The 22,248-nt window shown below is 32.3% G+C and carries 24 protein-coding genes and 1 pseudogene; 12 read left to right on the forward strand and 13 right to left on the reverse strand.

All coding sequences use genetic code 11. From position 1 onward, the window contains the following. Nucleotides 1-6 precede the first annotated feature (6 nt). The 7 genes from cofH to endA all read right to left on the reverse strand — a co-directional run bounded on the left by cofH (nucleotide 7) and on the right by endA (nucleotide 6,337). A complete protein-coding gene (gene cofH / locus MEFER_RS07050) occupies nucleotides 7-1,086 on the reverse strand; it encodes a 5-amino-6-(D-ribitylamino)uracil--L-tyrosine 4-hydroxyphenyl transferase CofH (RefSeq protein ID WP_015791931.1) in 1,080 nt (359 codons plus the stop codon). A gap of 4 nt (nucleotides 1,087-1,090) precedes the next feature. Beyond that, nucleotides 1,091-1,480, reverse strand: coding sequence for a phosphoribosyl-AMP cyclohydrolase (gene hisI / locus MEFER_RS07055; protein ID WP_015791932.1), 390 nt, complete (start codon nucleotides 1,478-1,480; stop codon nucleotides 1,091-1,093). A gap of 63 nt (nucleotides 1,481-1,543) precedes the next feature. Then, on the reverse strand, nucleotides 1,544-3,271 hold the full coding sequence (locus MEFER_RS07060; RefSeq protein ID WP_015791933.1) for a tetratricopeptide repeat protein: 1,728 nt from the start codon (nucleotides 3,269-3,271) through the stop codon (nucleotides 1,544-1,546). 6 nt (nucleotides 3,272-3,277) lie between these two features. Continuing rightward, nucleotides 3,278-4,264, reverse strand: a complete 987-nt coding sequence (locus MEFER_RS07065; protein WP_015791934.1) for a beta-ribofuranosylaminobenzene 5'-phosphate synthase — start codon at nucleotides 4,262-4,264, stop codon at nucleotides 3,278-3,280. Nucleotides 4,265-4,291: 27 nt separating this feature from the next. Further along, on the reverse strand, nucleotides 4,292-4,756 hold the full coding sequence (locus MEFER_RS08360) for a CBS domain-containing protein (RefSeq protein ID WP_015791935.1): 465 nt from the start codon (nucleotides 4,754-4,756) through the stop codon (nucleotides 4,292-4,294). Beyond that, on the reverse strand, nucleotides 4,757-5,794 hold the full coding sequence (gene comC, locus MEFER_RS07075; RefSeq protein ID WP_015791936.1) for an L-sulfolactate dehydrogenase: 1,038 nt from the start codon (nucleotides 5,792-5,794) through the stop codon (nucleotides 4,757-4,759). 21 nt (nucleotides 5,795-5,815) lie between these two features. Further along, nucleotides 5,816-6,337 carry a tRNA-intron lyase gene (endA, locus tag MEFER_RS07080; protein WP_015791937.1) on the reverse strand — a complete coding sequence of 174 codons (522 nt, stop codon included), beginning with the start codon at nucleotides 6,335-6,337 and terminating at the stop codon, nucleotides 5,816-5,818. Nucleotides 6,338-6,448: 111 nt separating this feature from the next. Here endA and cfbD point away from each other — a divergent pair, with 111 nt between their 5' ends. Further along, complete coding sequence (gene cfbD / locus MEFER_RS07085) at nucleotides 6,449-7,525, forward strand: Ni-sirohydrochlorin a,c-diamide reductive cyclase catalytic subunit (RefSeq protein ID WP_015791938.1); 1,077 nt, start codon at nucleotides 6,449-6,451, stop codon at nucleotides 7,523-7,525. A gap of 174 nt (nucleotides 7,526-7,699) precedes the next feature. Continuing rightward, a complete protein-coding gene (locus MEFER_RS07090) occupies nucleotides 7,700-8,650 on the forward strand; it encodes a replication factor C small subunit (protein ID WP_015791939.1) in 951 nt (316 codons plus the stop codon). Between the two features lie 72 nt (nucleotides 8,651-8,722). Here MEFER_RS07090 and MEFER_RS07095 read toward each other — a convergent pair whose 3' ends face one another. Next, nucleotides 8,723-8,992, reverse strand: coding sequence for an ArsR/SmtB family transcription factor (locus MEFER_RS07095; protein WP_015791940.1), 270 nt, complete (start codon nucleotides 8,990-8,992; stop codon nucleotides 8,723-8,725). Between the two features lie 374 nt (nucleotides 8,993-9,366). On the opposite strand from MEFER_RS07095, the gene MEFER_RS07100 reads away from it, so the two are divergent. Together MEFER_RS07100 and MEFER_RS07105 are read left to right on the forward strand one after the other, a co-directional pair. Further along, nucleotides 9,367-10,455, forward strand: coding sequence for a DEAD/DEAH box helicase (locus tag MEFER_RS07100; RefSeq protein WP_015791941.1), 1,089 nt, complete (start codon nucleotides 9,367-9,369; stop codon nucleotides 10,453-10,455). Between the two features lie 203 nt (nucleotides 10,456-10,658). Further along, nucleotides 10,659-10,871 carry a hypothetical protein gene (locus tag MEFER_RS07105; RefSeq protein ID WP_015791942.1) on the forward strand — a complete coding sequence of 71 codons (213 nt, stop codon included), beginning with the start codon at nucleotides 10,659-10,661 and terminating at the stop codon, nucleotides 10,869-10,871. Here the strand turns inward: MEFER_RS07105 and MEFER_RS07110 are convergent. Next, a complete protein-coding gene (locus MEFER_RS07110) occupies nucleotides 10,868-12,379 on the reverse strand; it encodes an AMP phosphorylase (protein WP_015791943.1) in 1,512 nt (503 codons plus the stop codon). The genes MEFER_RS07105 and MEFER_RS07110 overlap by 4 nt on opposite strands. 98 nt (nucleotides 12,380-12,477) lie before the next feature. Here MEFER_RS07110 and MEFER_RS07115 point away from each other — a divergent pair, with 98 nt between their 5' ends. From MEFER_RS07115 to MEFER_RS08565, 3 genes are all read left to right on the forward strand, one after another. After that, nucleotides 12,478-13,689, forward strand: a complete 1,212-nt coding sequence (locus MEFER_RS07115) for a molybdopterin molybdotransferase MoeA (RefSeq protein ID WP_015791944.1) — start codon at nucleotides 12,478-12,480, stop codon at nucleotides 13,687-13,689. 5 nt (nucleotides 13,690-13,694) lie between these two features. Further along, nucleotides 13,695-14,714, forward strand: a complete 1,020-nt coding sequence (locus MEFER_RS07120; RefSeq protein WP_048056372.1) for a DUF354 domain-containing protein — start codon at nucleotides 13,695-13,697, stop codon at nucleotides 14,712-14,714. A 321-nt stretch (nucleotides 14,715-15,035) separates the two neighbouring features. Further along, nucleotides 15,036-15,500, forward strand: a complete 465-nt coding sequence (locus MEFER_RS08565; RefSeq protein WP_245527799.1) for a site-specific DNA-methyltransferase — start codon at nucleotides 15,036-15,038, stop codon at nucleotides 15,498-15,500. A 121-nt stretch (nucleotides 15,501-15,621) separates the two neighbouring features. On the opposite strand, the gene MEFER_RS07130 is transcribed toward MEFER_RS08565, so the two are convergent. Then, nucleotides 15,622-16,194 carry an MjaI family restriction endonuclease gene (locus tag MEFER_RS07130; protein ID WP_245527780.1) on the reverse strand — a complete coding sequence of 191 codons (573 nt, stop codon included), beginning with the start codon at nucleotides 16,192-16,194 and terminating at the stop codon, nucleotides 15,622-15,624. Between the two features lie 213 nt (nucleotides 16,195-16,407). Between MEFER_RS07130 and MEFER_RS07135 the strand changes: the two genes are divergently transcribed. The 4 genes from MEFER_RS07135 to MEFER_RS07150 all read left to right on the forward strand — a co-directional run bounded on the left by MEFER_RS07135 (nucleotide 16,408) and on the right by MEFER_RS07150 (nucleotide 19,097). Further along, nucleotides 16,408-16,992: a 50S ribosomal protein L15e gene (locus tag MEFER_RS07135; protein WP_015791946.1), complete on the forward strand. Its 585-nt coding sequence runs from the start codon at nucleotides 16,408-16,410 to the stop codon at nucleotides 16,990-16,992. A gap of 113 nt (nucleotides 16,993-17,105) precedes the next feature. Further along, nucleotides 17,106-17,774 (forward strand): 30S ribosomal protein S2, encoded by a 669-nt coding sequence (rpsB, locus tag MEFER_RS07140; protein ID WP_015791947.1) that lies wholly within the window; start codon nucleotides 17,106-17,108, stop codon nucleotides 17,772-17,774. Between the two features lie 25 nt (nucleotides 17,775-17,799). Next, nucleotides 17,800-18,408: an HVO_0476 family zinc finger protein gene (locus tag MEFER_RS07145; RefSeq protein ID WP_015791948.1), complete on the forward strand. Its 609-nt coding sequence runs from the start codon at nucleotides 17,800-17,802 to the stop codon at nucleotides 18,406-18,408. 23 nt (nucleotides 18,409-18,431) lie between these two features. After that, nucleotides 18,432-19,097 carry a 30S ribosomal protein S3ae gene (locus tag MEFER_RS07150; protein ID WP_015791949.1) on the forward strand — a complete coding sequence of 222 codons (666 nt, stop codon included), beginning with the start codon at nucleotides 18,432-18,434 and terminating at the stop codon, nucleotides 19,095-19,097. A 44-nt stretch (nucleotides 19,098-19,141) separates the two neighbouring features. Here MEFER_RS07150 and MEFER_RS07155 read toward each other — a convergent pair whose 3' ends face one another. Next, on the reverse strand, nucleotides 19,142-19,756 hold the full coding sequence (locus MEFER_RS07155) for a DJ-1/PfpI/YhbO family deglycase/protease (protein WP_015791950.1): 615 nt from the start codon (nucleotides 19,754-19,756) through the stop codon (nucleotides 19,142-19,144). A gap of 53 nt (nucleotides 19,757-19,809) precedes the next feature. On the opposite strand from MEFER_RS07155, the gene MEFER_RS07160 reads away from it, so the two are divergent. Then, entirely contained in the window at nucleotides 19,810-20,619 is an 810-nt protein-coding gene (locus tag MEFER_RS07160) for an HAD family hydrolase (protein WP_015791951.1), read from the forward strand. A gap of 31 nt (nucleotides 20,620-20,650) precedes the next feature. Here the strand turns inward: MEFER_RS07160 and MEFER_RS08365 are convergent, their stop codons facing one another. Continuing rightward, nucleotides 20,651-20,752: a MetS family NSS transporter small subunit gene (locus MEFER_RS08365; protein WP_015791952.1), complete on the reverse strand. Its 102-nt coding sequence runs from the start codon at nucleotides 20,750-20,752 to the stop codon at nucleotides 20,651-20,653. A 10-nt stretch (nucleotides 20,753-20,762) separates the two neighbouring features. Further along, nucleotides 20,763-22,247: pseudogene (locus MEFER_RS07165) on the reverse strand (sodium-dependent transporter). Nucleotide 22,248 lies beyond the last annotated feature (1 nt).

The raw sequence follows: 22,248 nt of genomic DNA on the forward strand, positions 1-22,248 counted from the left end.
ACCTTTTTAATCTAAAATTTTATACAATGTAGTTCTTTGCTTGGGAATCAATCCAACTCTTTCAATCATATCCCTGATCTCCTCAACGCTCATATAAACGCCATGCTCAGCTCCAGCACTTCTTGATATGTTTTCCTCTATTAAAGTTCCTCCAACGTCGTTAGCTCCACATCTTAGAGCAACTTGGACCATCTTTTTACCTAATTTAACCCACGAAGCTTGGATATTTTTTATTAAGCCTTTGAATATTATCCTACTAACTGCAAAAACCTTCAAATCTTCAATACCTGTAGCCCCTGCCTTAGCTCGTCCATCTCTATAAATTGGAGCTAATTTGTGCATAAATGAAAGTGGAACGAATTCTGTAAAGCCGTTGGTTTCTTCCTGAATTTCTTTTATTATAAATAGATGATTTACCCAATGCTTGTAGTTGTCAATATGCCCATACATCATGGTTGCAGTTGTTGGTATTCCCAATTTATGAGCCTCTTTAATTATGTAAATCCATTCTTTAGTTTTTATTTTATGTGGGCAGAGTTCTGCCCTAACTTCATCGTCTAAAATCTCAGCTGCAGTTCCCGGCATGGAGTTGAGACCATTCTCCTTTAAAATTTTTAAGGCTTCTTTTATTGTTAAGCCGGCATTTTCAGCTCCAAAATATACTTCCATTGGTGAGAATGCATGTATGTGTATATCTCCATAAGGTTTTGTTGCCTCATGAACTGCCTTTAAAATCTCTGCCTGATAATAAGTGTCTATTTTCGGATGTAAGCCACCTTGAATACAAACTTCAGTACATCCAAATTTCTTTGACTCTACAGCTCTTTTGGCAATTTCATCTATATCTAAAAAATAAGCATGTTTGTCATTTTCATTAGCCCTAAAAGCGCAAAATTTGCAATTTCCAACACATATGTTTGTGAAGTTTATGTTTCTATTAACTACATATGTAACAACATCCCCAACTTCTTCTTTTCTCAAAGCATCGGCAAATTTAAACAACTCAAATATATTTTCGTTATCTTCAAATAACTCTAAAGCTTCTTTTTTTGAGATTTCCTTTTCTTTGAACTTTTCAATGTCCATGCTCTCATCTCTTGTAATGTTCTTCAGTTACTTTCAGCTCTTCATCCTCTATTTTATAATGGAAGCATGAATAGTAGCCTTCGTGACACGCAACTCCTTTCTGTTCAACTATAAATAATAAGGCATCTCCATCACAATCTCTATAAAATCTTATTAACTTTTGTGTATTTCCACTTTCCTCTCCTTTTTTCCACAATTTTTTCCTACTTGTTGAATAATAGTGCATATATCCCGTTTCCAATGTCTTTTTTAAAGCCTCTTCATTCATAAATGCTGTCATCAACACATTTTTATTTTCATCACATGTTATTGCTAAAATCAACCTCTCTCCTTCTATATTTCTAAATTTTAAATTTAATCTCTCGATTATTTTATCTATATTATTTTTATCCATATTGCCACCAATTATTTAAGAATTGTTATTTATGATTGAATGGAACATTTAATCGCTCCTTTATTATACAATATATCCAAATTTCATAAGCTCTTTTTTGCACAATTCCACGAGCTCTTTGTTCGGTTTGTAATTTTCTGGAGATTCACAGTATTTATACATTTCAGCAGGGAGCTTTCTCTTTAACTCCTTAAGAAGTTCATTTATTGTTTTTAACTTTTCTTCATCATTAATATATTCAAGTATGTCTGAATTCTCAATGAAATGGAGGTATATAAAAGCCCCTATTGGATTTACATTTACGTATTTGTAGAGGTTAGCAAGATAATACTGGACGTGATCTATTTTATAATACATTACTGGAGGATTTTGTAGTGGAGAAGGAATTTCCAAGTCTTTTATCTCATTATTCATCAATTTTTTGAATATTTCATCTGCTTCATCATTTTTTAAAACATTCTTTAACTTCGTGGTTGCTGAAATAACGTCATCATATTTACCTGCTTTTTCATATACAATTATTGAATATTTCATTATGTCAATGTCATTTGGATTTAATCTTAAGGCATTTGTAAAGCATTCATTAGCTTCTTTATAATTTTTTAGTTTGTAAAGTAGATAGCCTTTAATTTTCCATAATTCGCTATTTCTTATATCTTTCTCTAATAATTTATTTACATGTTGTAGTGCGCCCTCATAATATTTTTCAATTCCAGTAGTTTCTGCTTTTCCAATTAAAGAGTAGATTATAAAGATATCCATCTCATTTTTTAAGAAATCATCTACATATATTTCCAAAACCTTATCAAAGAAATTGGATGCTTTTTTAATATTCCCATTTCTGTAATAATAGATTGCCAAGCCAAAATATGCATAAGGATTTGGATATATCTCTATAGATTTGTTATACATTTCCACAGCTTTTGAATGTCCAATTTTAGTTAAAATATCTCCAATCTTGGAGTAGTGAATGCTCCTCTCAAATATTGATGTCACTTTATATATGGATTCAAGAGCTTTTTGATAATCTTCAAATATCTCAGACACCACGCTTTTGTAATAATGGGCAATATCGTTATCTTCATCAATTTGAATAACCTTATTAAAAAATTTTAGTGCATTTACATAATCTTTACTTTCCAACAATTTAATTCCGTTGTATATATCCCCATAAACATTTTTTTCAATACTTTCAACAATCTTATCCATGAATTCAACAATCTCTTTACAACTATGCTCAGGCTCTTCTTTCAAAAGTTTTTTAAATAATTCGTAAGCCCGGTCTAAATTACCAAATAACAAATAAATCTTTCCAGCCACAAATAATGCGTTAGTATTATTTTTATTCAATCTATAAGCTTTTAAATAGCAATCTAAAGCTTTTTTGTATTTTTTGTATTTTAATGAAATTTCCCCCAATATTTCGTATAAATCTCCTTTTTTAATTTTCTCCGACGCTTTAATAAGGCACTTGTATGCCTCATCAAAATTCTCAAGCTTGTAAAGTATAGGCCCCTTTAAATATAAAAATTCTGGATTTTCTGGAGAGAATGATAGGGCTTTATTTATGGCTTCAAGAGCATTTTTGTAATCTCCCAACTGGTAATAAGCATAAGAAAGATTAGCCCAATCAACATCCCTACCTTTATTTTCTTTAAAAGCTTGTAGATAGCATTCTATAGCTTTTTCATGATCTTTTTCATTCAAATAACGCTCTGCTTCTGAAATCAAATTATAATAAGAGCTATCCCCCGATATTAATTTATTTAAAAGTTTTTTAATCAAATCCATGATTATTCACCAAATTTTATATCCAACGTTATTTGCTTTAGTTACAATTATGTCTCCACTAATTCCATGTTCATCAAAAATTTCATTGGCTTTATCAATGATTAGCTTTTTTTCTCCAAATGCATAGATTGTTGGACCAAAACTTGAAAGTCCTGCATATGCATCTTTATGTAACTCCCTAATTAAATCTTTAACAATATCTGATTGCAAAGAGACTTCAACTTTTTTAAATCCTAAGTATTGAAGTTTATTAACTACCTCTCCAAAATCTTTTAAATTTTTTTCAACAACTGCGGGCATCATCTTCATTAAAACGAGATGGCAGATTTTTTCAACTTCATTTAACGGAACTGGGCAGTATTTTTTAAATATATCAACCTCTTTTTTTCCATAAACATGCTCTCCTTTCGGAATTATTAAAACAACTTCCCAATCAAAGTCATGCCTAAATATTATTGGTGCTGGTTTAACACCTTTTGAAGCAGATGATGGTCTAAAATCCTCTTTATCTTTTCCTTTACCAAAACTATGCCCCCCATCAATCAAAAATCCGCCATATTCAAAAGCCCCAACGCCAATACCTGAAGTTCCTCCTCTTCCAGTAATTTTAGCTATTTCATAGGTATTTAGCTCTTTGCCATATATCTTTGATATCAATTTACCTACAGCTAACGATAGTTGAGTTCCACTGCCAAGACCAGAATGAGCTGGGAATAATGATAGGATTTTTAATTCAGCACCTTCTCCATCAACAGCCTTTAAAACCTTATTGGCAGTGTCATATGCTCTATCTTTAATAGATTTTAAAAAATCTTCCCCAAAACTTTCAATTAATTTTTTATCAAACTCAATAACTATTTCATCACTTTCTTTCCCTTTAATTTTTATATTTGGATTTTCTAAAGCCAACCCTATGCCCCCATCTACTCTCCCAATAGAACCATTTAAGTCTATCAACCCCATGTGAATTCTTGAGGGTGTTTGAATTATCAAAATCTCACCTTAATTTTAAAAAATTTATTAAATTAATGCCTCAATCAAATCTCCTCTCGTAACAATTCCAATTAAATTTCCTTCGTCATCAACTACTGGTAATCTTTTAATGTTATGTTCAACCATCAACTTCGCCGCATCGTTGACTGTCATATCTGGCTTAGCAACAATAACCTTTTTTGTCATCATATCTTTAACTTTTGTTTTTAATGCCTTCTTCAGATCTTCCATAAATTCTTCTATCTTTAATGCTGTTTTTAAAGGTAACTCTATTAAATCTAACGGGGAGGGTAGGATGAGGTTTAAATCTTCATCATGTGTAACAATGGTTTTTATTATATCACTTTCAGATATTATACCAACTAGTTTTCCATCTTTATTTAAAACTGGAGCACCACTTATCTTATTTTCCCTAAATATTTTTATAACATCTTCTAAATCATCGTCTTCATAAACTACAATAGGTTTTTTCATTACATCTTTTATCAACATTTATTTCACCACGTAATCTTCAATATTTAATCCTAACTCATTGCAAATCTCTTTTAATTGATCATATAGCTTTTCATCAATTTCAAATCCATTTTCTCTTTTCATCTTATTTCTCTCCTCTATTTCTCCTGGGATTAATATTTCAAAACCTTCTGCTGGTTCTGAATTTTTAATCTCTTCCAAAAGCTCATCAACTTTTTCTTTGAACTTATCTTTACCCATAAAAAATTCTGGATTTATTGCTATAAATAAATCCCCTTTGGTGCATCTTTCCTTTGGATTTGCTGTTCCTCTGACCTTAGTTCCTACTTCAGTCCCTCCAATAGCAGAAAGCATTTCAATAGCCAACGCTAAACCATATCCCTTTGGTCCTCCAAATGGTAGTATACATCCCTCTAATGCTTTTGCAGGGTCTGTTGTTAGTTTTCCATCTTTATCCACTGCACAACCTTCAGGAATTTTCATTTTTTTCCTTAAAGCTTCTAAAATCTTACCTCTTGCTATTGATGCCGTAGCCATATCTAATGAGAATTTATATTTATTCCCTTTAAAAGCTATCGCAATAGGGTTTGTTCCTAAAATTTTCTCTTTTCCTCCAAAAGGAGCCATTGCCGGTTCTGTGTTTGTTATGGTAATGCCGATCATATCGTTGTTCATAGCCAACTCTGAATAATAGCCAGCAATGCCAAAATGATTGGCATTTCTTGTAGCAACTGCCCCAATTCCAACATTTTTTGCCTTTTCTATAGCCAACTCCATAGCTTTTTTTCCAACAACTTGCCCTAATCCTAAATCTCCATCTACAACTGCTGTTGCTAAGCTCTCTTTAACTACTTTTATATTCGGATTTGGGTTTATATTTCCAGATTTTAAGCCAATTATATATTGTGAGAATCTTCCAATTCCATGAGATGTGAAGCCCTTTAAATCAGCATCAACAAAAACATCGGCAGTTATTTCAGCATCTTCTTCTGGGATACCAAATTTTTTCAACACGTCGATTATAAGCTTTTTTTCACTCTCTGGCGTTAAAATCATAATATCCCTCTTAAATTTAATCTATGGTTTTACATAAGTCATGTTGTAATAAACGATATCTCCATCTGCATCAACTATAGCTATTAACAACTTTTTCCTAACAGAATGGGCAACTCTAACAAAGCCAGTTAGCTCATTTAATAAGAAAGAGCTATCTTCGGTAAATACCTTAACCAAATAAACGGAGTGTTCTTTATCAATGTTTGCTCCTCTCTCATAAAGCCTAAAATCAGCTCCATACTTTAAACCTGTTTTTACTATATAGCCTCTACTTCTTAAATCTTTATAAACTAAATATTTTAGACATAGCCGCTCTTCAATATTTTTTGCGTATTCATACAACTCCTCAAAACTTAAAATTTTGTTGTTGTCTTTAACTGCCAACCATCCTAAATTTGTTAAATATAGAGCTTCAACTAAAGATAACGATAAAAAATTCCCTTCAACGTTTCCATAATGCTTTGATGATAGCTTAGATATTCCATTCTTGTCAAATACTATAACCCTATCTCCATCCAACGATCCAATTATTTTTTTGCCCATTTTATCTCTCACCAATTATTTTATAATCTCCAAACTTTAAACATATTGTTGGCGGTAAATAAATATTGTTATGGTTTAAGTTATCCAAATGAATCAATACGAGGTGGGTAAATGATATATCATCCAAGACCTTCACCAATAGCCGCTGCCATGTATCAACTTAGGGATTTAGGGGTTGATGCTATAATTTTACACGGTCCAAGTGGATGCTGCTTTAGAACAGCAAGATTATTGGAGTTAGATGGTGTCAGAGTATTTACAAGTAATATAGATGAAAACGCCATTGTTTTTGGAGCTTCAGAAAATTTAAAAAGAGCTTTGGATTATGCAATCAACTATTTAAAAAATGAGTTGAAGAAAGAAAAGCCAATGATTGGCATTGTTGGGACGTGTGCAAGTATGATTATTGGTGAAGATTTATGGGAATTTGTAAATGACGATAGGGCCATAATCATCCCAGTTGAAGTGCATAGTGGTAGTGGAGACAACACCGTTGGTGCAATAAAAGCTATGGAATCAGCTTTAAAATTGGGAATAATCGATGAAAAAGAATTTGAAAGGCAGAAGTTTTTATTAAAGAAGGCAACAGAAATTGAAAAAACGAGAGGTATGGCAAAGAAAGAGTATATAAAGCCAACGTATGATGATGATTTAAATGAAGCCATAAAAGCTTTAAAAGGTTTGAAAAAGAAAAATGCAAAAATAGCCTGTGTTTTAAATGCTAAAAAAGAAACTGCCTATTTGTTTGCTCATCCTTTAATTGTGTTGAATAAGTATTTTAATTGCGTAAATATAGCCAATTTAGATACAAATAAAGGACTTCCAAAAATAAGAAGGGATGCAAAAAATATATTAAATAGATTTAAGGCAGATTATATTACAGGAGGTTTAGATGAATATCCAATAACTGGAGAGAAAGCGGTTGAGATATTAAATGATTTAGATGTTGATGCTGTTGTTGTCTCTGGCGTTCCTCATGCTTTACCAATAGAAAAAATAGATAAAGATGTAGTAAAAATTGGTATAAGTGATGGGCCAAGAACTTATCATCCAATAAAGGAGATTTACAATTATGCAATTGTTGAGCTGGATGCCCACGCAAAGGTTTTAGGAAAAAGAGATATTGTTAAATCGAGATTCGGGGAGATTTTAGATTATACGCTAAGAGACGCCGTTCAGCCCCTCTAAATTAAGAGGCATTATGAAGGGTTGAAAGCCCTTCCTTAATGTATCCGTTTTGATGAAATGGAAAGCCTTTGCTTTCCAGCTATGAAAATCCATGATTTTCATTCAACTTTTACTAAAAGGTTGTTCGGGGAAATCTTAGACTATGCGTTGAAAGAATGATAATGTGGTGACAAAATGGACAAACCATGGGTAGAGAAGTATAGACCAAAAACATTAGATGAGATTGTTGGACAAGATGAAATTGTAAAAAGATTAAAAAAATATGTTGAAAAAAAGAGTATGCCACATTTGTTATTTAGCGGACCTCCAGGGGTTGGAAAAACCACCGCTGCCTTGTGTTTAGCAAGGGACTTGTTTGGAGAAAATTGGAGAGAGAACTTTTTAGAGCTAAACGCCAGCGATGAAAGGGGGATAGATGTTATTAGAACAAAAGTAAAGGATTTTGCAAGAACTAAGCCGATTGGAGATGTGCCATTTAAAATCATATTCTTAGATGAGAGTGATGCATTAACCCCAGACGCGCAGAACGCTTTAAGAAGAACTATGGAAAAATATTCAGATGTTTGTAGATTTATTTTGAGCTGTAATTACCCAAGTAAAATTATTCCTCCAATTCAATCAAGATGTGCTATATTTAGGTTTTCACCATTAAAGAAAGAAGATATAGCTAAAAAATTAAAAGAGATTGCTGAGAAAGAAGGATTAAAATTGACTGAGAGTGGTTTAGAGGCAATAATTTATGTTTCAGAAGGGGATATGAGGAAGGCAATAAATGTTTTGCAAACAGCAGCAGCTTTAAGTGAGGTTATAGATGATGAGATTGTTTATAAAGTATCTTCAAGGGCAAGACCTGAAGAAGTTAAGAAGATGATGGAGTTAGCCTTAGAAGGAAAGTTTGTAGAGGCGAGAGATTTGCTATACAAGTTAATGGTTGAGTGGGGAATGAGTGGAGAGGATATATTGAACCAAATGTTTAGGGAAATAAACAACTTAGATATTGATGAGAGGAAGAAGGTTGAGTTAGCAGATGCCATTGGTGAAACTGACTTTAGAATAGTTGAAGGAGCTAATGAGAGAATTCAGTTGAGTGCTTTATTAGCTAAGATGGCACTAATGGGAAAATAATCTAAACTCTCATCTAAAAAAGTTTTAGAAATAATTTAAAAAGCTGTTTTAAAAATTTTTAAATAAAAAGAGTTATAATTCATCAACTAATTTAATTATTTCCTTAACTCTGTCGTCAACTATATAATAGAAGTTCCATGTTCCTTCTTTTCTTGCTTTAACAATTCCTGCTTTCTTTAAAATATTTAAGTGGTGTGAAATTGTTGGTTGTGGCTTTTTTAATTCATCTATTATCTTACAAACGCACATGCTTCCATTCTCTGACAATAACTTTAAAATCATTAATCTTGTTGGGTCTCCAAATGCTTTAAATATTTCAGCTGCTTTTTCGTATTTTTCCATGATCTCCCTCGCTATATTTTTATATGTTTATCTATGACTATTGAAACATTTATAAATATGGCTAAATCTATATTCTTTCATATTGATGTTTAAATCGCAACTAACTTTACTATAATACATTACTCATATTTAAATATTTTGGTCTTATTGGTCATAACCGATTATTTAAGGCTAAAATTGTTATAAAATAGTTAAATATGCATAAAAGAATTCTTAATAACTCGGAGATGTTTCTGCTATCACTTATCCCATTAGATATACTTAAACTTTTAGCTCCAAGGTATGAATTATAATTTCACAAATATTATTTAGGCAAACCTTTTTATACTATAAACCTATAGTCATAAAGATTGATTTATTAGGAAGTGGAATATATGAGTTTTAGTGAATTGAATTTGTCAGAAAATGTGTTAAACGCTATTAAGAATAAAGGTTTTGAAAAACCAACAGATATTCAGATGAAAGTTGTCCCACTATTTTTAAATGAAAGTTGCAATATTGTTGCTCAAGCAAGAACTGGTAGCGGGAAAACTGCTTCATTTGCAATTCCATTAATTGAGCTTATTGATGAAGATAGTGGGATAGAAGCTATTATTTTAACTCCAACAAGAGAACTGGCTATTCAAGTGGCTGATGAGATAGACTCATTAAAAGGTAACAAAAATTTAAAGATAACTAAAGTTTATGGAGGAAAAGCAATTCATCCTCAAATTAAAGCTTTAAAAAAAGCTAATATAGTTGTCGGAACACCTGGAAGAGTTTTAGACCATATAAATAGAGGAACTTTAAACTTAAAGAATGTTAAATACTTTATATTAGATGAAGCGGATGAAATGCTTAATATGGGATTCATTGAAGATGTTGAGAAGATTTTAAACGCATGTAATAAAAATAAAAGGATTCTGTTATTCTCTGCCACCATGCCAAAGGAGATACTAAATTTGGCTAAAAAATATATGGGAGATTATGAGTTTGTAAAAGCTAAGATAAATGCAAATATTGAGCAGAGTTATATTGAGATAAATGAAAATGAAAGATTTGAAACTTTATGTAGAATTTTAAAAGATAGAGAGTTTTATGGATTAGTTTTTTGTAAAACAAAGAAGGATACTAAAGATTTGGCAAATATGTTGAGAGATATTGGATTTAAAGCAGGAGCAATTCATGGAGATTTGAATCAATCTCAGAGGGAGAAGGTTATAAGGCTGTTTAAACAAAAGAAAATTAAGATTTTAATAGCAACCGATGTTATGAGTAGAGGAATAGATGTAAATGATTTAAACTGTGTAATTAATTATCATCTCCCACAAAATCCTGAATCTTACATGCACAGGATTGGAAGAACAGGAAGAGCTGGAAAGAAAGGAATGGCGATATCAATTATTAATAGGAGAGAGTATAGGAAATTAAAACATATAGAGAGAAAAATGAAATTAAAAATTAGAAAATTAAAAATTAAATGATCTTAACATATTATATTTGATTTTTTGCTATCTATTTTATTTGGTTTCATAATGAACCTACATATATACATGTAGAAACGCATACCAAAAATTTATAAATATCAGCATCCATAAATTGTAAGTTAACTAAATACGGAGGGTGAATTTTTTAATTTCAATATTTTTGTATTGTTGTTTTTTATTTTATTATTTTTGGTGAGACTATGAAAAATGACGAAATTGAAAAAATAATAAATGATTTGGAAGTTATTAACAACAATCTAAAATCTGAAGGTATTAAAATTATTATGGCACAAAATCGCATTAAACCTCATATACACAACGAAGAAATGATGAACAAAATATTAAACTCCATTAAGGATAATAAATTATATAATTTAGTTCTAATAGCATTGGAAATGTTAAAAAAAGTTTAGAATCTTGAAATTTTTTGAAGCAACATACCCTCAACTTTCACCGGATATAATATTCTCGCTAACTTAGCAGCTGATTTTAACCTTTCTTCTGAATCAGAGTATATTGTGTATAAAACATCTCCTTTTTCAACTTTATTTCCAACTTTTACATTTAAATAGACACCAGCTTTTTTATCATTTGGAGCTCCAGCCTCTTTAGCAATTCTTGTAATTCCAGCATTTGATATTCTTGTAACATACCCATCAATTGGTGAATGGATATCCACCTTATATTTTCCTAATTCAATCTCATCAGAGCTAACTTCTTTTCCCCCCTGAGCTATTATAATTTCCATAAATTTATCATGTGCTTTTCCACTTGCCAATAAATCCTCTGCCATGTATTTTCCTTCTCCAGTAGGAGCTACTCCACCCATCTCTAATAAAATTCCAGCCAAAGATAAAGATTTCTCTATCAAACTCGTTGGAGCTTGTTTATAATCTTCTAAAGCTAATAAAGCTTCTCTTGCCTCTAAGGCTGGACCAATTGCCCTGCCAATTGGCTGACCTCCGTAGGTTATAGCACATTCAGTAACTATCCTCAATCTATCACTCAGTTCAATAAACTTTCGTGCCAAGCTTGAAGCTTCCTTTATGGATTTAACTTTCGCCCCGTATCCTGTTGGTATATCAATTAAAAGCTTATTAACGCCCATAGCCAATTTTTTTGCCATAACACTTGATAACAGTAATGGCTCAGGGTCTATACCAAGAGGTCTTTCAACATTTATTGTTATGTCATCTGCTGGAGCTAAATCTAAAGCCCCTCCCCACACCATACAACCGTTTGTCTCTTTAACAACCTTTTTTATCTCTTCGACAGTTAAATCTACTCTTGTTAAAACCTCTACAACGTCTGCAGTCCCTGCCGCCGAAGTTATTGCTCTCGATGATGTTTTTGGTATCTTCAATCCTGCAGAGGCAACTATTGGCACAACTAATAAAGCGTATTTATTCCCAGGAACCCCTCCAATTGAATGCACATCAAATATATGTCCTTCCCAATCGACCATCTCTCCAGTTTCAGCCATTCTAATGGTCATCGCTTCAATTTCATCCATATCCATTCCATTTATATATAAGGAGGTAACAAAGGCAGATATTTCAATATTTGTTAGATTTCCATTAATCATCTCATCTATAATTGCAAAAATCTCCTCTTTTTTTAATTTATTACCGTCCATCTTTTTTCTTATGTATGGGAGGGATTTTGGTTTTTCAGCATGCCTTATTGTAACTACGTCCCCTTCCTTAACTCCCAATTCTTTAACCAACTTTTGAGGTAGTCCTATCTCTCCCCTATTTATCAATGTAGTTGATGAATATAAAACCCCAATAACCTTTTTTCCTTTAAATTCAATAACCACTCTATCTTGAGAAAAATACTGGGAATTTTTCAAATCTTCAGAGTTAATTAAAGCTAAATTTTCCAAATTGATATCTAAAACCCTAACTTTTAGAAACAGCATCTAAATCACCATTCCTTTTTATACATTATTAAAATTTTTATATCTCTTAACTTTACTTTATATAATTTCTCTATTAAAGCATAACTTTTGGTGGGAGTATGAAGCTAATAAGAAAGTTAATGCCACTAAATGATGCCCAAAAAATTGTTTTTGAAAGGTTATCAAACTATTTAATTAAAAATAACAAAATTAAAAAAGTTGGAATTATTGGAGCGTTAAATAGAATATCTGCTGAAGATATTAAATCTCCAATTGATTTACCATATTTTAATAAAGCAGCAATGGACGGGTATGCTGTTAAAGCTGAAGACACTTTTGGAGCTTCTGAAACAAATCCAATAATATTAAACCTTGTTGATGGGGATGAAATATTTCCAGGAGAGGCTAAAAAGGTATTTACTGGAGAAGAATTGCCAAAAAACACAGATGCTGTTGTAATGAAAGAATTTTGTAATGAAGTTGATGATTTTGTTGAAATTTATAAATCAGTTCATCCAAATGAAAACGTCTCGAGAATTGGAGAAGATGTTAAAAAAGGAGAGGTAATTTTAAAAAAAGGAGATGTTATAAATCCATATCATCTAAATATGCTTGCATCTTTGGGAATTAAAGAAGTTAAAGTTTATAATTTAAGTTTTGGTATAATTGCTACAGGAGATGAGCTTATAAGCTTAAATGAAATTAAAAATATTGAAAAAGATATTAAAAAAATAAAAGGGAAAATTATAAATTCTAATTCTTATATGCTATATGGGTTAGTAAAAAACCTTGGGTTCAATGCAAAAATCTATGGTATTATTGAAGATGACAAAGAAAAGCTAAAAAAAGCCATTAAAACAGCTTTAAATGAAAATGACATCCTACTAATAACTGGAGGGACCTCCGTTAGTGAGAGAGATATAACGGTAGAGACAGTTAAAGAAATTGGTGATGTTTTAGTTCATGGTGTAAATATTAGACCTGGAAAACCGTTTGGTTTTGGAATGGTTAATGGTAAGCCAGTATTTATGTTATCTGGATATCCTGTAGCTTCAGCTGTCCAATTTGAGTTATTTATTCAAAGATTTTTTGTTAAAAGGAAGAAAATTATACTGCCTTTGAAGAGAAACATAGCTTCTGAACTCGGTAGAGTTGATTTTGTTAGGGTTAGGGTAGATAAAGAAGTGGAGCCAATAAGAATAACTGGAAGTGGAGTTATCTCCTCACTAATAAAAGGTGATGGCTATATTTTGATTCCTGAAAATGTTGAAGGTTATGAAAAAGGAGAGTTTGTAGATGTTTACTTGACTAAAATAATATCAAGTGGGTGATTGGTTTGGATGTGTGGATTGATTTAACAAATGCACCACATGTGCATTATTTCTGCCAACTGATAAAAAAATTTGAAAAAGACGGAATTGAATATCTATTAACTTTTAGAGATTCACGAAATTTAGTCAAATTAGTCAAAATTTACAATTTTGTTGGGAAATGTATAGGAAAGCATGGAAACACATTGAAAGACAAATTAATTTTTTATGCTGAGAGAGTTATTGGCTTAGCTGAGTTAATATCCAATATAAAACCAAAAGTGGCTATAGCTAAACATTCTGTTGAACTGCCAAGAGTTGCTTTTGGTTTAAATATCCCAGTAATCTTTGTTGTAGATAATGAGCATGCAGAGGCTCAAAATAGATTAACTCTCCCTTTAGCAGATGAAATTATAAAACCGGTAGCAACAGATGAAAATAAATTGAGGAATTTTGGGGGAAGAAACTTTATAAGTTTTGATGGAACTTGTGAAGTGGCTAATGTAAATTCAAGGTTGAAGGGTTATTATCCAATGGATAATGAAATTTTAAAAAAATTGGGAATTTTTAATGAAAATCCAACAATAGTTATGAGACCTTGCCCAAACTCTTCGTATTGCAATGGGCATAAGGACATTTTGCCAGATGTTATTAAAAAGATTAAAGAAAAGATTGATTGTAATATTGTTGTATTTCCAAGGGATGAACAACAAAAAGAAATATATGGGGAGCTTGATGTTATCGTCCCAAAAGAAACAATAGATGCTCTCTCTTTATTGTATAATTCTGATTTCATGATTGGTGCTGGAGGAACGATGAATAGGGAGAGCGCAATCCTCGGAATTCCTACAATATCCTGTTATCCTCAAGAGTTACTTGGAGTTGACAAATACCTTATCGAAAAAAATAGGATGATTCACACAAACGATATTGGGGAAATAATAAACTATGTTGAAGATAATTTAGGAAAAAGGCAGGGGGTTATTGAGTTAGAAGATCCAACTGATTTGATGTTTGAGAGGGTTTGTAGTTATTTAAAAAAATAGGGGATAAATGATGAGTGTTGATATAACAACTAATCACAAGATAATTTTTGGCGACTCAAGAAGAATGAATGAGATAGAGGATGAGAGTATTCATTTGGTTGTTACTTCTTCCACCATACCCAATGATAGAAATGTGGGACGAATTATTTAAAAACTAAATCCAAAAATAAACGAACTTTGGATAAAAATGGAAAATGAAGAAGATGAAAAGAAAAAAGAAAAACTCATTATGCAAATCTACAATTCAATGCACCAAACATTATACCCAGTTGGGAGGAAGTTTATAGGGTTTTAGTTCCTGGAGGTATTGCATGCATAAACATAGGAGATGCTACAAGAAAAATTAACGGAGTTTTTAGATTATTCCCAAATCATTCCAAACTTATAGAAAACTTTGAAAAAATTGAGTTTATCACACTCCCATACATACTATGGAAAAAGCCATCAAACAAGCCAAATGCTTTTTTAGGCTCTGGATTCCTCCCACCAAATGCTTATGTAACTTTGGATGTAGAGTATATTCTAATATTTCGAAAGGGAAAACCGAGAAGGTTTAGACCAAAAGACCCGTTGAGATATGCGAGTGCATACTCTAAAGAGGAGAGAGACGTGTGGTTTTCTCAAATATGGGAGATTGTTGGAGATAAGCAAACACATCCAAAAATAGAGAGGAGAACAGCATCATTTCCTGAAGAAATTCCAAGAAGATTGATAAGAATGTTCTCCATAATTGGAGACACCGTCTTAGACCCTTTCTTAGGAACTGGAACAACAATCTGCTATTGATTGAATTTTATGGGATGGTAAAAGATTAGTAGAGTTCATTAATCGTGAGTAATTACTTTTTAATTTGAAATTGATAAATCTCTAGGTTATATCAAGCCAGTAATTGAAGAGAAATTGGTATTTAAACAAAATAACAACTCAGAGTAATCAACAACAATTTTATTTTTCTTCTTTTCATAAATAATAAATATCCTCTAAATTCTTCAGACAAGTGTTTTTCTTGCATAATATATGTTTTAGATTTAATTGATACAGGAATTTCTTTATCATCAATAATAATTACTCCATCAATACCCTTAGATTCTTCTTCTATAGTAGCAGGGCGATAATTTCCACCAAGTTCCTCTGCAACTTTTTTCAAAATAGCATCCTGCAACATAAGACCTTCGTAAGTTTTTATAAGGACTAAATCCTCAACCCATTTTCTTACATCATCTCTTTCCAACTGTTCTAAGGTTTCTTTAAAGTTATTAATCATATTCCAAATTTTTTCAGTAGCTTCATCAATTGTATTGGGGTATTTTTGCAGATACCATTTCTTCCAATCTTCAAATGTTCTACCTCCACTTTTTCTAAATTCTTTAATTAGCTCACTCATCTGACCAACAACTTTTGGACGAGTGCCTTGTGAAAATATATTTGCAAGATTAATAAGTTGAGAAGCATATTTTGGTAATTCAGGTTTTGGAGGCAACTCTAAGATTTCTCTTTCTTCTTCAAACGTAATTTCTATAATTCCTTTTTTTATCTTCCAATTTTTTCATAAGTTTCACCACAATCTACTTGTGATTACAACTTTTCAAATAACCGTTAAATTAATATAATAGTTGTTGATAGTTATTTACTCTAAAGTTTTTATAACAAAGGGGATGTGGCGTAAAGGCTGAACCCTTAAAAGAGGGATAGAATGGGAATCTACAAGTATATAAGAGAGGCATGGAAAAGACCAAAAGACAGCTACGTTAGACAGTTATTATGGGAGAGATTACAACAATGGAGAAGAGAACCAGCTGTTGTTAGGATTGAGAGGCCAACAAGGTTAGATAGAGCAAGAGCTTTAGGATACAAACCAAAACAAGGAATTATAGTTGTTAGGGTAAGAGTTAGAAGAGGAGGTTTAAGAAAACCAAGACCAAAGAACTCAAAGAAGCCAGCTACATTAGGGGTTAACAAGATAACAATGGGTAAATCAATTCAAAGAATTGCTGAAGAGAGAGCAGCAAGAAGATATCCAAACATGGAAGTTTTAAACTCATACTGGGTTGGAGAAGATGGAAAACACAAGTGGTATGAGGTTATATTGGTAGACCCATACCACCCAGCTATTAAAGCTGATCCTCAACTCAACTGGTTATGCACTGGAAAACACAGAGGAAGAGCATTCAGAGGTTTAACATCAGCTGGTAAGAAAGGTAGAGGATTAAGAAACAAGGGTATTGGAGCTGAGAAGGTTAGACCAAGTATAAGAGCTCATGGAAGAAGAGGTAAGTAAGTTGATAAAATTTATATATTCCTTCTATCATTTTCATCTTTGGGGTAACAACCACTAATTTTTAAACCCCGACAATATTTGAAAAACAACAACTATTTTTAAAGGTGGAAAATATGAGTGAGAAGGAGCTGTTAGTACCATTAGATACATACTTAGCTTCAGGTATTCACATAGGGACACAGCAAAAAACAAAGGACATGGAAAAGTTTATTTACAGAGTAAGAAGTGATGGGTTATATGTTTTAGATGTTAGAAAAACTGATGAGAGATTAAGAATAGCTGCTAAATTCTTAGCAAGATATGAACCAGAGGATATATTGGCTGTTTCAAGGAGAATCTATACAATGGGACCATTAGAAGAATTTGGAAAATACACAGGAATTAGAACAATCCCAGGAAGATTTGTCCCTGGAACATTAACAAACCCTGCATACAAAGGGTTTATGGAGCCAGAAGTTGTATTTATCAGCGACCCAAGAGTTGATAGGCAGGCATTAAAAGAAGCGACAGAGATTGGAGTTCCTATCGTTGGTTTGTGCGATACAGAGCATTTAACCTCATTTATCGACTTAGTAATTCCAACAAACAACAAAGGTAAGAAGGCAGTTGCTTTAATCTACTACCTATTAACAAGAGAATACCTCAAAAACAGAGGAGTTATATCAGACGATACAAACTTACCATTCACATACGAAGAGTTCTTAGAGAAGGCTGCAAATCCAAAATACAGGGTAATCATTCAGCCAAAAGACAAGAGAAGAAGAAGGAGAAAAAGAAAATAAACAAAATACTTAGAGGTTTTTGAAGATGAGTGAAAAGATATACTTGGAATGCGAGAATTGTGGCTATGAAGAGCAAGAGGTATTAAAGAAAAAGATTTATAATAAATCTTCTTATTATTTAGTTAGATGTCCAAGGTGTGGAGCTGTAAGGGAGATCGTTGATAAGGTTAAATTAAGCCAGGCAAAGCTGATTATCAGCAGATATGACATCTCAGAATCTAAAATAATCAACATCCCAGAAGATGAAGAGTATAAGGTTGGAGATACAATTGAGGTAGATGGAGAAGAGATTGAGATAACAAAAATTGAAATACCCGAACCAGTAAAATCTGCTTTGGGTAGGGATATTAAAGTTATTTGGGGGAAATCTTTATCCATACCTAAAAAATTAGGGATATCAATTAATGACAGAAGTAAAACTTATGGAATCTACATTTATGTTCCAAATGATTTTGAATTTGAAGTGGATAAAGTTTATAGAATAAATGATGGGTTCTTTAGGTTAAAGAGGATAAAAACTGAAAAAGGAATGGCTAAAAAAGCAAAGGCTAAAGATATAAAAAGATTGTATGGAGATGTAACAAGGCCTACAAGGAACTATGTTGATTTAACTGAGTTCTACAAAGTGTTATAAATTAAACTTTTTAAGGTGAAAAGATGGCTACCGCAAGGAGTGCAAGATCAAGAAGAAAAGTAAGAAGAGTAAAAGATAAATGGAAAGAGAAAGTATGGTATGAAATCTATGCCACTCCAGAATTTGGAGGAGTATTTATCGGCTACACTCCAGCAAGTGATCCAAGCTTAGTTTTAGGAAGAGTAGCTGAGACAAGCTTAAGAGATTTGACAGGAGACCCAACAAAACACATGCATAGGATATACTTCAAAATCTTTGGAGTTACTGGAAATAAAGCAATAGCTCAATACTATGGGCATGATACAACAAGAGAATTTATGAAATCACAAATTAGGAGAAGAAGAAGTAGAATTGACGCTATCCTCGATGTAACAACCCAAGATGGTTATAAGATAAGAACAAAGGCAATGGTTTTAACTGCTTACAGAGCTAATACAAAACAAAAATCAGACATTAGAAAGAAAATGGAAGAAATTATAAAGACAATGGCTAAAGAGAAGACATTCCCACAGTATGTTCAGGCAATGTTATTTGGAGAGATGGCTGAGAAAATAAAAAATGAATGTAAAAAGATATTCCCAATTAGAAACGTTATTATCTACAAATCAGAAGTTTTATCATTAGCTAAGAAAGAAGAAAATGAAGGATTTGTAAAAGAAGCTGAAGAAACAGCTGAAGCACAAGAGTAAGCCATAATTTTATTTTTTTATTAATTTTTATTTTTTATTTTTTGTTATCCACTTTTTTCTATCGCTTTTAACACTTCTAAACCAAATAACCTTGCATAGTCAGGTGATTTTGCAGTAACCACATTACCATCAACTACAACCCTTCTATCTTCATAAATTGCACCAGCCTTTTTTAACTCCTCTATAGCTTCTTTGGCAGGATATACTGTAGCTTTTTTTCCTTCTAATACTCCAGCTTTCGCTAAAACTACCGGAGATAAACAGATTGCGGAAACAACCTTATCTTTATTGTAAAATTCTTTAACCAATTCAATTAGCTTTGTGTTGTTCCATAAATACTCTTTTGAACCAACCCCTCCCACAATAACTATAGCCACATACTCATCAGGATTTACATCGTAGATGGTTTTTTCAACGTTTATTTTATTTCCTAACATCCCTACACATTCTCCTTTTGTTGTTGAGACAACATCAACCTTAAACCCGTTAGATTCAAATACCGCCATTGGTTCAAATAACTCCTCATCTCTAAAATCTTTTGGAGCGATAACCATTAAAACTTTTTTATTTTCCATATTTTCCCCTTTTTCTTTATTTACACACATTGAGAACGTTAAAGCTAATACTATAGCTATTATTGCTATAACTGATTTCTTCATACTCTCACATTAATTCTTTATATCTGAAGATATATATTAAATTATGTGATATTATGAAATTGGCAGTTGTTTTTGACAGTGCAGGAACACTTGTAAAGATAATGAGAGCTATTAAAGATTTAAAGAAAAATAAGTTTATCTGCAATAGGCAGACTGTTGATATTGTAGATGAAAAAAATGGAAGGGCTTTAGTTATTATCAAAGAAAACCCGTTGAAAGTTGTTGATAAAGAAGATCCTGAAAAATTAATATCTGATTTATTAAAAGAAGTTGAAATTGGCATCTCTTATTGCAATCCACCAATAAATAAGGAAGGAATTTACAAGGATAGAAAAACAAGAGTAAAGGAGTTGCAAGATCCATTAAACCTCCTAAAAAAGTATGAAGTAGAGACTGGATACGGCAGTGCTCTAATAATAGATACTCATGCTGGAGAGGTTGAATACACGATAGCTACTGCTGGCTGTTTGTTTCCTGAAGTTAAAGAAACTATTAAGCAGTTAAAAGATTTAGGAGTTAAGGTTTTTATCGCCTCTGGAGATAGAAAAGGATTTATAAAAAGGTTAGCTGAGCTTACTGGAGTTGATGAAAAATACATAATGCCTGAAGCTCATCAAGAGCAAAAGAGAGATCTGGTTGTAAATCTAAAAAAAGAAGGTTACTTTACAATAATGGTTGGGGATGGAGCTAATGATGTTCCGGCAATGATTGAGAGTGATTTAGCTATTGCAACATTACAAAATGGAAATGTCTCAAAGAAAGCTCTCGAAGCTGCTGATATAAAAATATATAACATAAAAGAAATAGTTGATGTTTGTAAAAAAGTGATAAATGGAGAGATTAAAAGTAAATGGCAAAAATAATTTAAGAGTTTAATAAAATCTAAATTCCATTTTAGTTATTTTTACTCTTCATAGCTCTCCATGTGAAGTAGGCTGCTCCACCCCATAAGATTGTAGCACCGAATATGAACATTACAATTGCTCCAATGTTCATGATATCACCTCTATTCTATATTTGTAGTTTTTATTTTTTGAAGGATCATACTTAAAATAAATGCCAATGGAATGATTGAAGCTCCTAACAGGACGTAGGTCATATTGTATCCTCCATAACCAGTCGTTAAAACATTGAAGGCATCTAACAACACGACGATAGCCAATATTATTGGGGAAAATACTCCAGTTATGTATTTCCACCAAGCTCCAATCTTTATTTCTGAAAGCTTATTTATATACTCTCTAAGTTTATCTCCACCAAACAACCATATAGCCACTATAATCTCTAAAATTGCAGCTATTGGGAGGAGATAACCAGAGGCAAAGTGGTCAATGATATCTAAATAATAAAGCCCTGCTCCAGTTGTGAATATTAGCGAAACTAGAACAGATAGGGATAAAACACAACTTAGAGCTTTTTTCCTACTTAATGAGAACTTATCCATAACTGCTGAGACACATGCTTCTACAAGTGAAATAGCTGATGACACTCCAGCAAAGACAAGGGACAAGAAGAACATAACTCCAAAAATTTTACTTCCGAATGGCAATAAGGACAATGCCTCAGGGAATGTAACAAAAGCTAGTCCAACTCCTTGAGAGACGACTTCACTTAATGGAACTCCACTTGTATAACTCATATATCCAAGGGTTCCAAACACTGCAAAACCAGCTAAAAATGAAAATCCACAGTTTAATAAAGATACTGTAAATGCATTTGTTGTTATATCACTTTTTTTAGGAAGGTAACTTGCGTAGGCAATTAAAATTCCAAATCCTAAAGATAATGTAAAGAAGATTTGTGAAAATGCACTTAACCATACTTTATAGTCAAGTAATGCTGAGAAATCTGGAGTTAAATACTACTCAATCCCAGTTGAAGCTCCTGGCAGTGTTAAAGCGTTCAACGCCAATATAACTACCAAAACAAAAAGAGTAGGCATCATTATTTTATTTGCTTTTTCTAAACCGTTTTTAACTCCTGCACTAATAATTGCTGCTATAGTTCCCCAAATTATTAGGGTAGATGCTAAAACTCCGTAGGCGATTCCACCAACGTTTTCTACACCAGATGACAAGTGTAAAATATCATTGAAGAAATAAGCGTTAGGATCTGCTGGGTAACCACCAATAATTAACATTATCAAATAGTAGAAACACCACGCAATAATAACAGTGTAATAACTTGTTATAATAAACCCTGAAATAACTGCAAACCATCCAGCCCATTCTGAACCTCTATATAATTTTTCTAAAGCTAAAGGAGCAGATTTCCTTGTGTAGTGTCCTACACCGAATTCGAGAATCATCAAAGAAATTCCCACACAGAAAAGAGCAATGATATATGGAATTAAAAAAGCTCCTCCACCATTTGTGTAAGCCATGTATCCAAATCTCCATATATTTCCTAATCCAATAGCCGATCCAACGCTTGCTAGTATGAACCCCAAGTTAGAACTCCAGCTTTCCCTTTTCATACTCTCACACTCCATA

The organism is Methanocaldococcus fervens AG86, assembly GCF_000023985.1.
GTDB lineage: Archaea > AGJL01 > Methanococci > Methanococcales > Methanocaldococcaceae > Methanocaldococcus > Methanocaldococcus fervens.

Bases quoted from the DNA above. Each gene is read 5' to 3' on its own strand.
- cofH (WP_015791931.1), bottom strand. From the start codon at position 1,086: ATGGACATTGAAAAGTTCAAAGAAAAGGAAATCTCAAAAAAAGAAGCT.
- hisI (WP_015791932.1), bottom strand. From the start codon at position 1,480: ATGGATAAAAATAATATAGATAAAATAATCGAGAGATTAAATTTAAAA.
- MEFER_RS07060 (WP_015791933.1), bottom strand. From the start codon at position 3,271: ATGGATTTGATTAAAAAACTTTTAAATAAATTAATATCGGGGGATAGC.
- MEFER_RS08360 (WP_015791935.1), bottom strand. From the start codon at position 4,756: ATGTTGATAAAAGATGTAATGAAAAAACCTATTGTAGTTTATGAAGAC.
- comC (WP_015791936.1), bottom strand. From the start codon at position 5,794: ATGATTTTAACGCCAGAGAGTGAAAAAAAGCTTATAATCGACGTGTTG.
- endA (WP_015791937.1), bottom strand. From the start codon at position 6,337: ATGGGCAAAAAAATAATTGGATCGTTGGATGGAGATAGGGTTATAGTA.
- cfbD (WP_015791938.1), top strand. From the start codon at position 6,449: ATGATATATCATCCAAGACCTTCACCAATAGCCGCTGCCATGTATCAA.
- MEFER_RS07090 (WP_015791939.1), top strand. From the start codon at position 7,700: ATGGACAAACCATGGGTAGAGAAGTATAGACCAAAAACATTAGATGAG.
- MEFER_RS07095 (WP_015791940.1), bottom strand. From the start codon at position 8,992: ATGGAAAAATACGAAAAAGCAGCTGAAATATTTAAAGCATTTGGAGAC.
- MEFER_RS07100 (WP_015791941.1), top strand. From the start codon at position 9,367: ATGAGTTTTAGTGAATTGAATTTGTCAGAAAATGTGTTAAACGCTATT.
- MEFER_RS07105 (WP_015791942.1), top strand. From the start codon at position 10,659: ATGAAAAATGACGAAATTGAAAAAATAATAAATGATTTGGAAGTTATT.
- MEFER_RS07110 (WP_015791943.1), bottom strand. From the start codon at position 12,379: ATGCTGTTTCTAAAAGTTAGGGTTTTAGATATCAATTTGGAAAATTTA.
- MEFER_RS07115 (WP_015791944.1), top strand. From the start codon at position 12,478: ATGAAGCTAATAAGAAAGTTAATGCCACTAAATGATGCCCAAAAAATT.
- MEFER_RS07135 (WP_015791946.1), top strand. From the start codon at position 16,408: ATGGGAATCTACAAGTATATAAGAGAGGCATGGAAAAGACCAAAAGAC.
- rpsB (WP_015791947.1), top strand. From the start codon at position 17,106: ATGAGTGAGAAGGAGCTGTTAGTACCATTAGATACATACTTAGCTTCA.
- MEFER_RS07145 (WP_015791948.1), top strand. From the start codon at position 17,800: ATGAGTGAAAAGATATACTTGGAATGCGAGAATTGTGGCTATGAAGAG.
- MEFER_RS07150 (WP_015791949.1), top strand. From the start codon at position 18,432: ATGGCTACCGCAAGGAGTGCAAGATCAAGAAGAAAAGTAAGAAGAGTA.
- MEFER_RS07155 (WP_015791950.1), bottom strand. From the start codon at position 19,756: ATGAAGAAATCAGTTATAGCAATAATAGCTATAGTATTAGCTTTAACG.
- MEFER_RS07160 (WP_015791951.1), top strand. From the start codon at position 19,810: ATGAAATTGGCAGTTGTTTTTGACAGTGCAGGAACACTTGTAAAGATA.
- MEFER_RS08365 (WP_015791952.1), bottom strand. From the start codon at position 20,752: ATGAACATTGGAGCAATTGTAATGTTCATATTCGGTGCTACAATCTTA.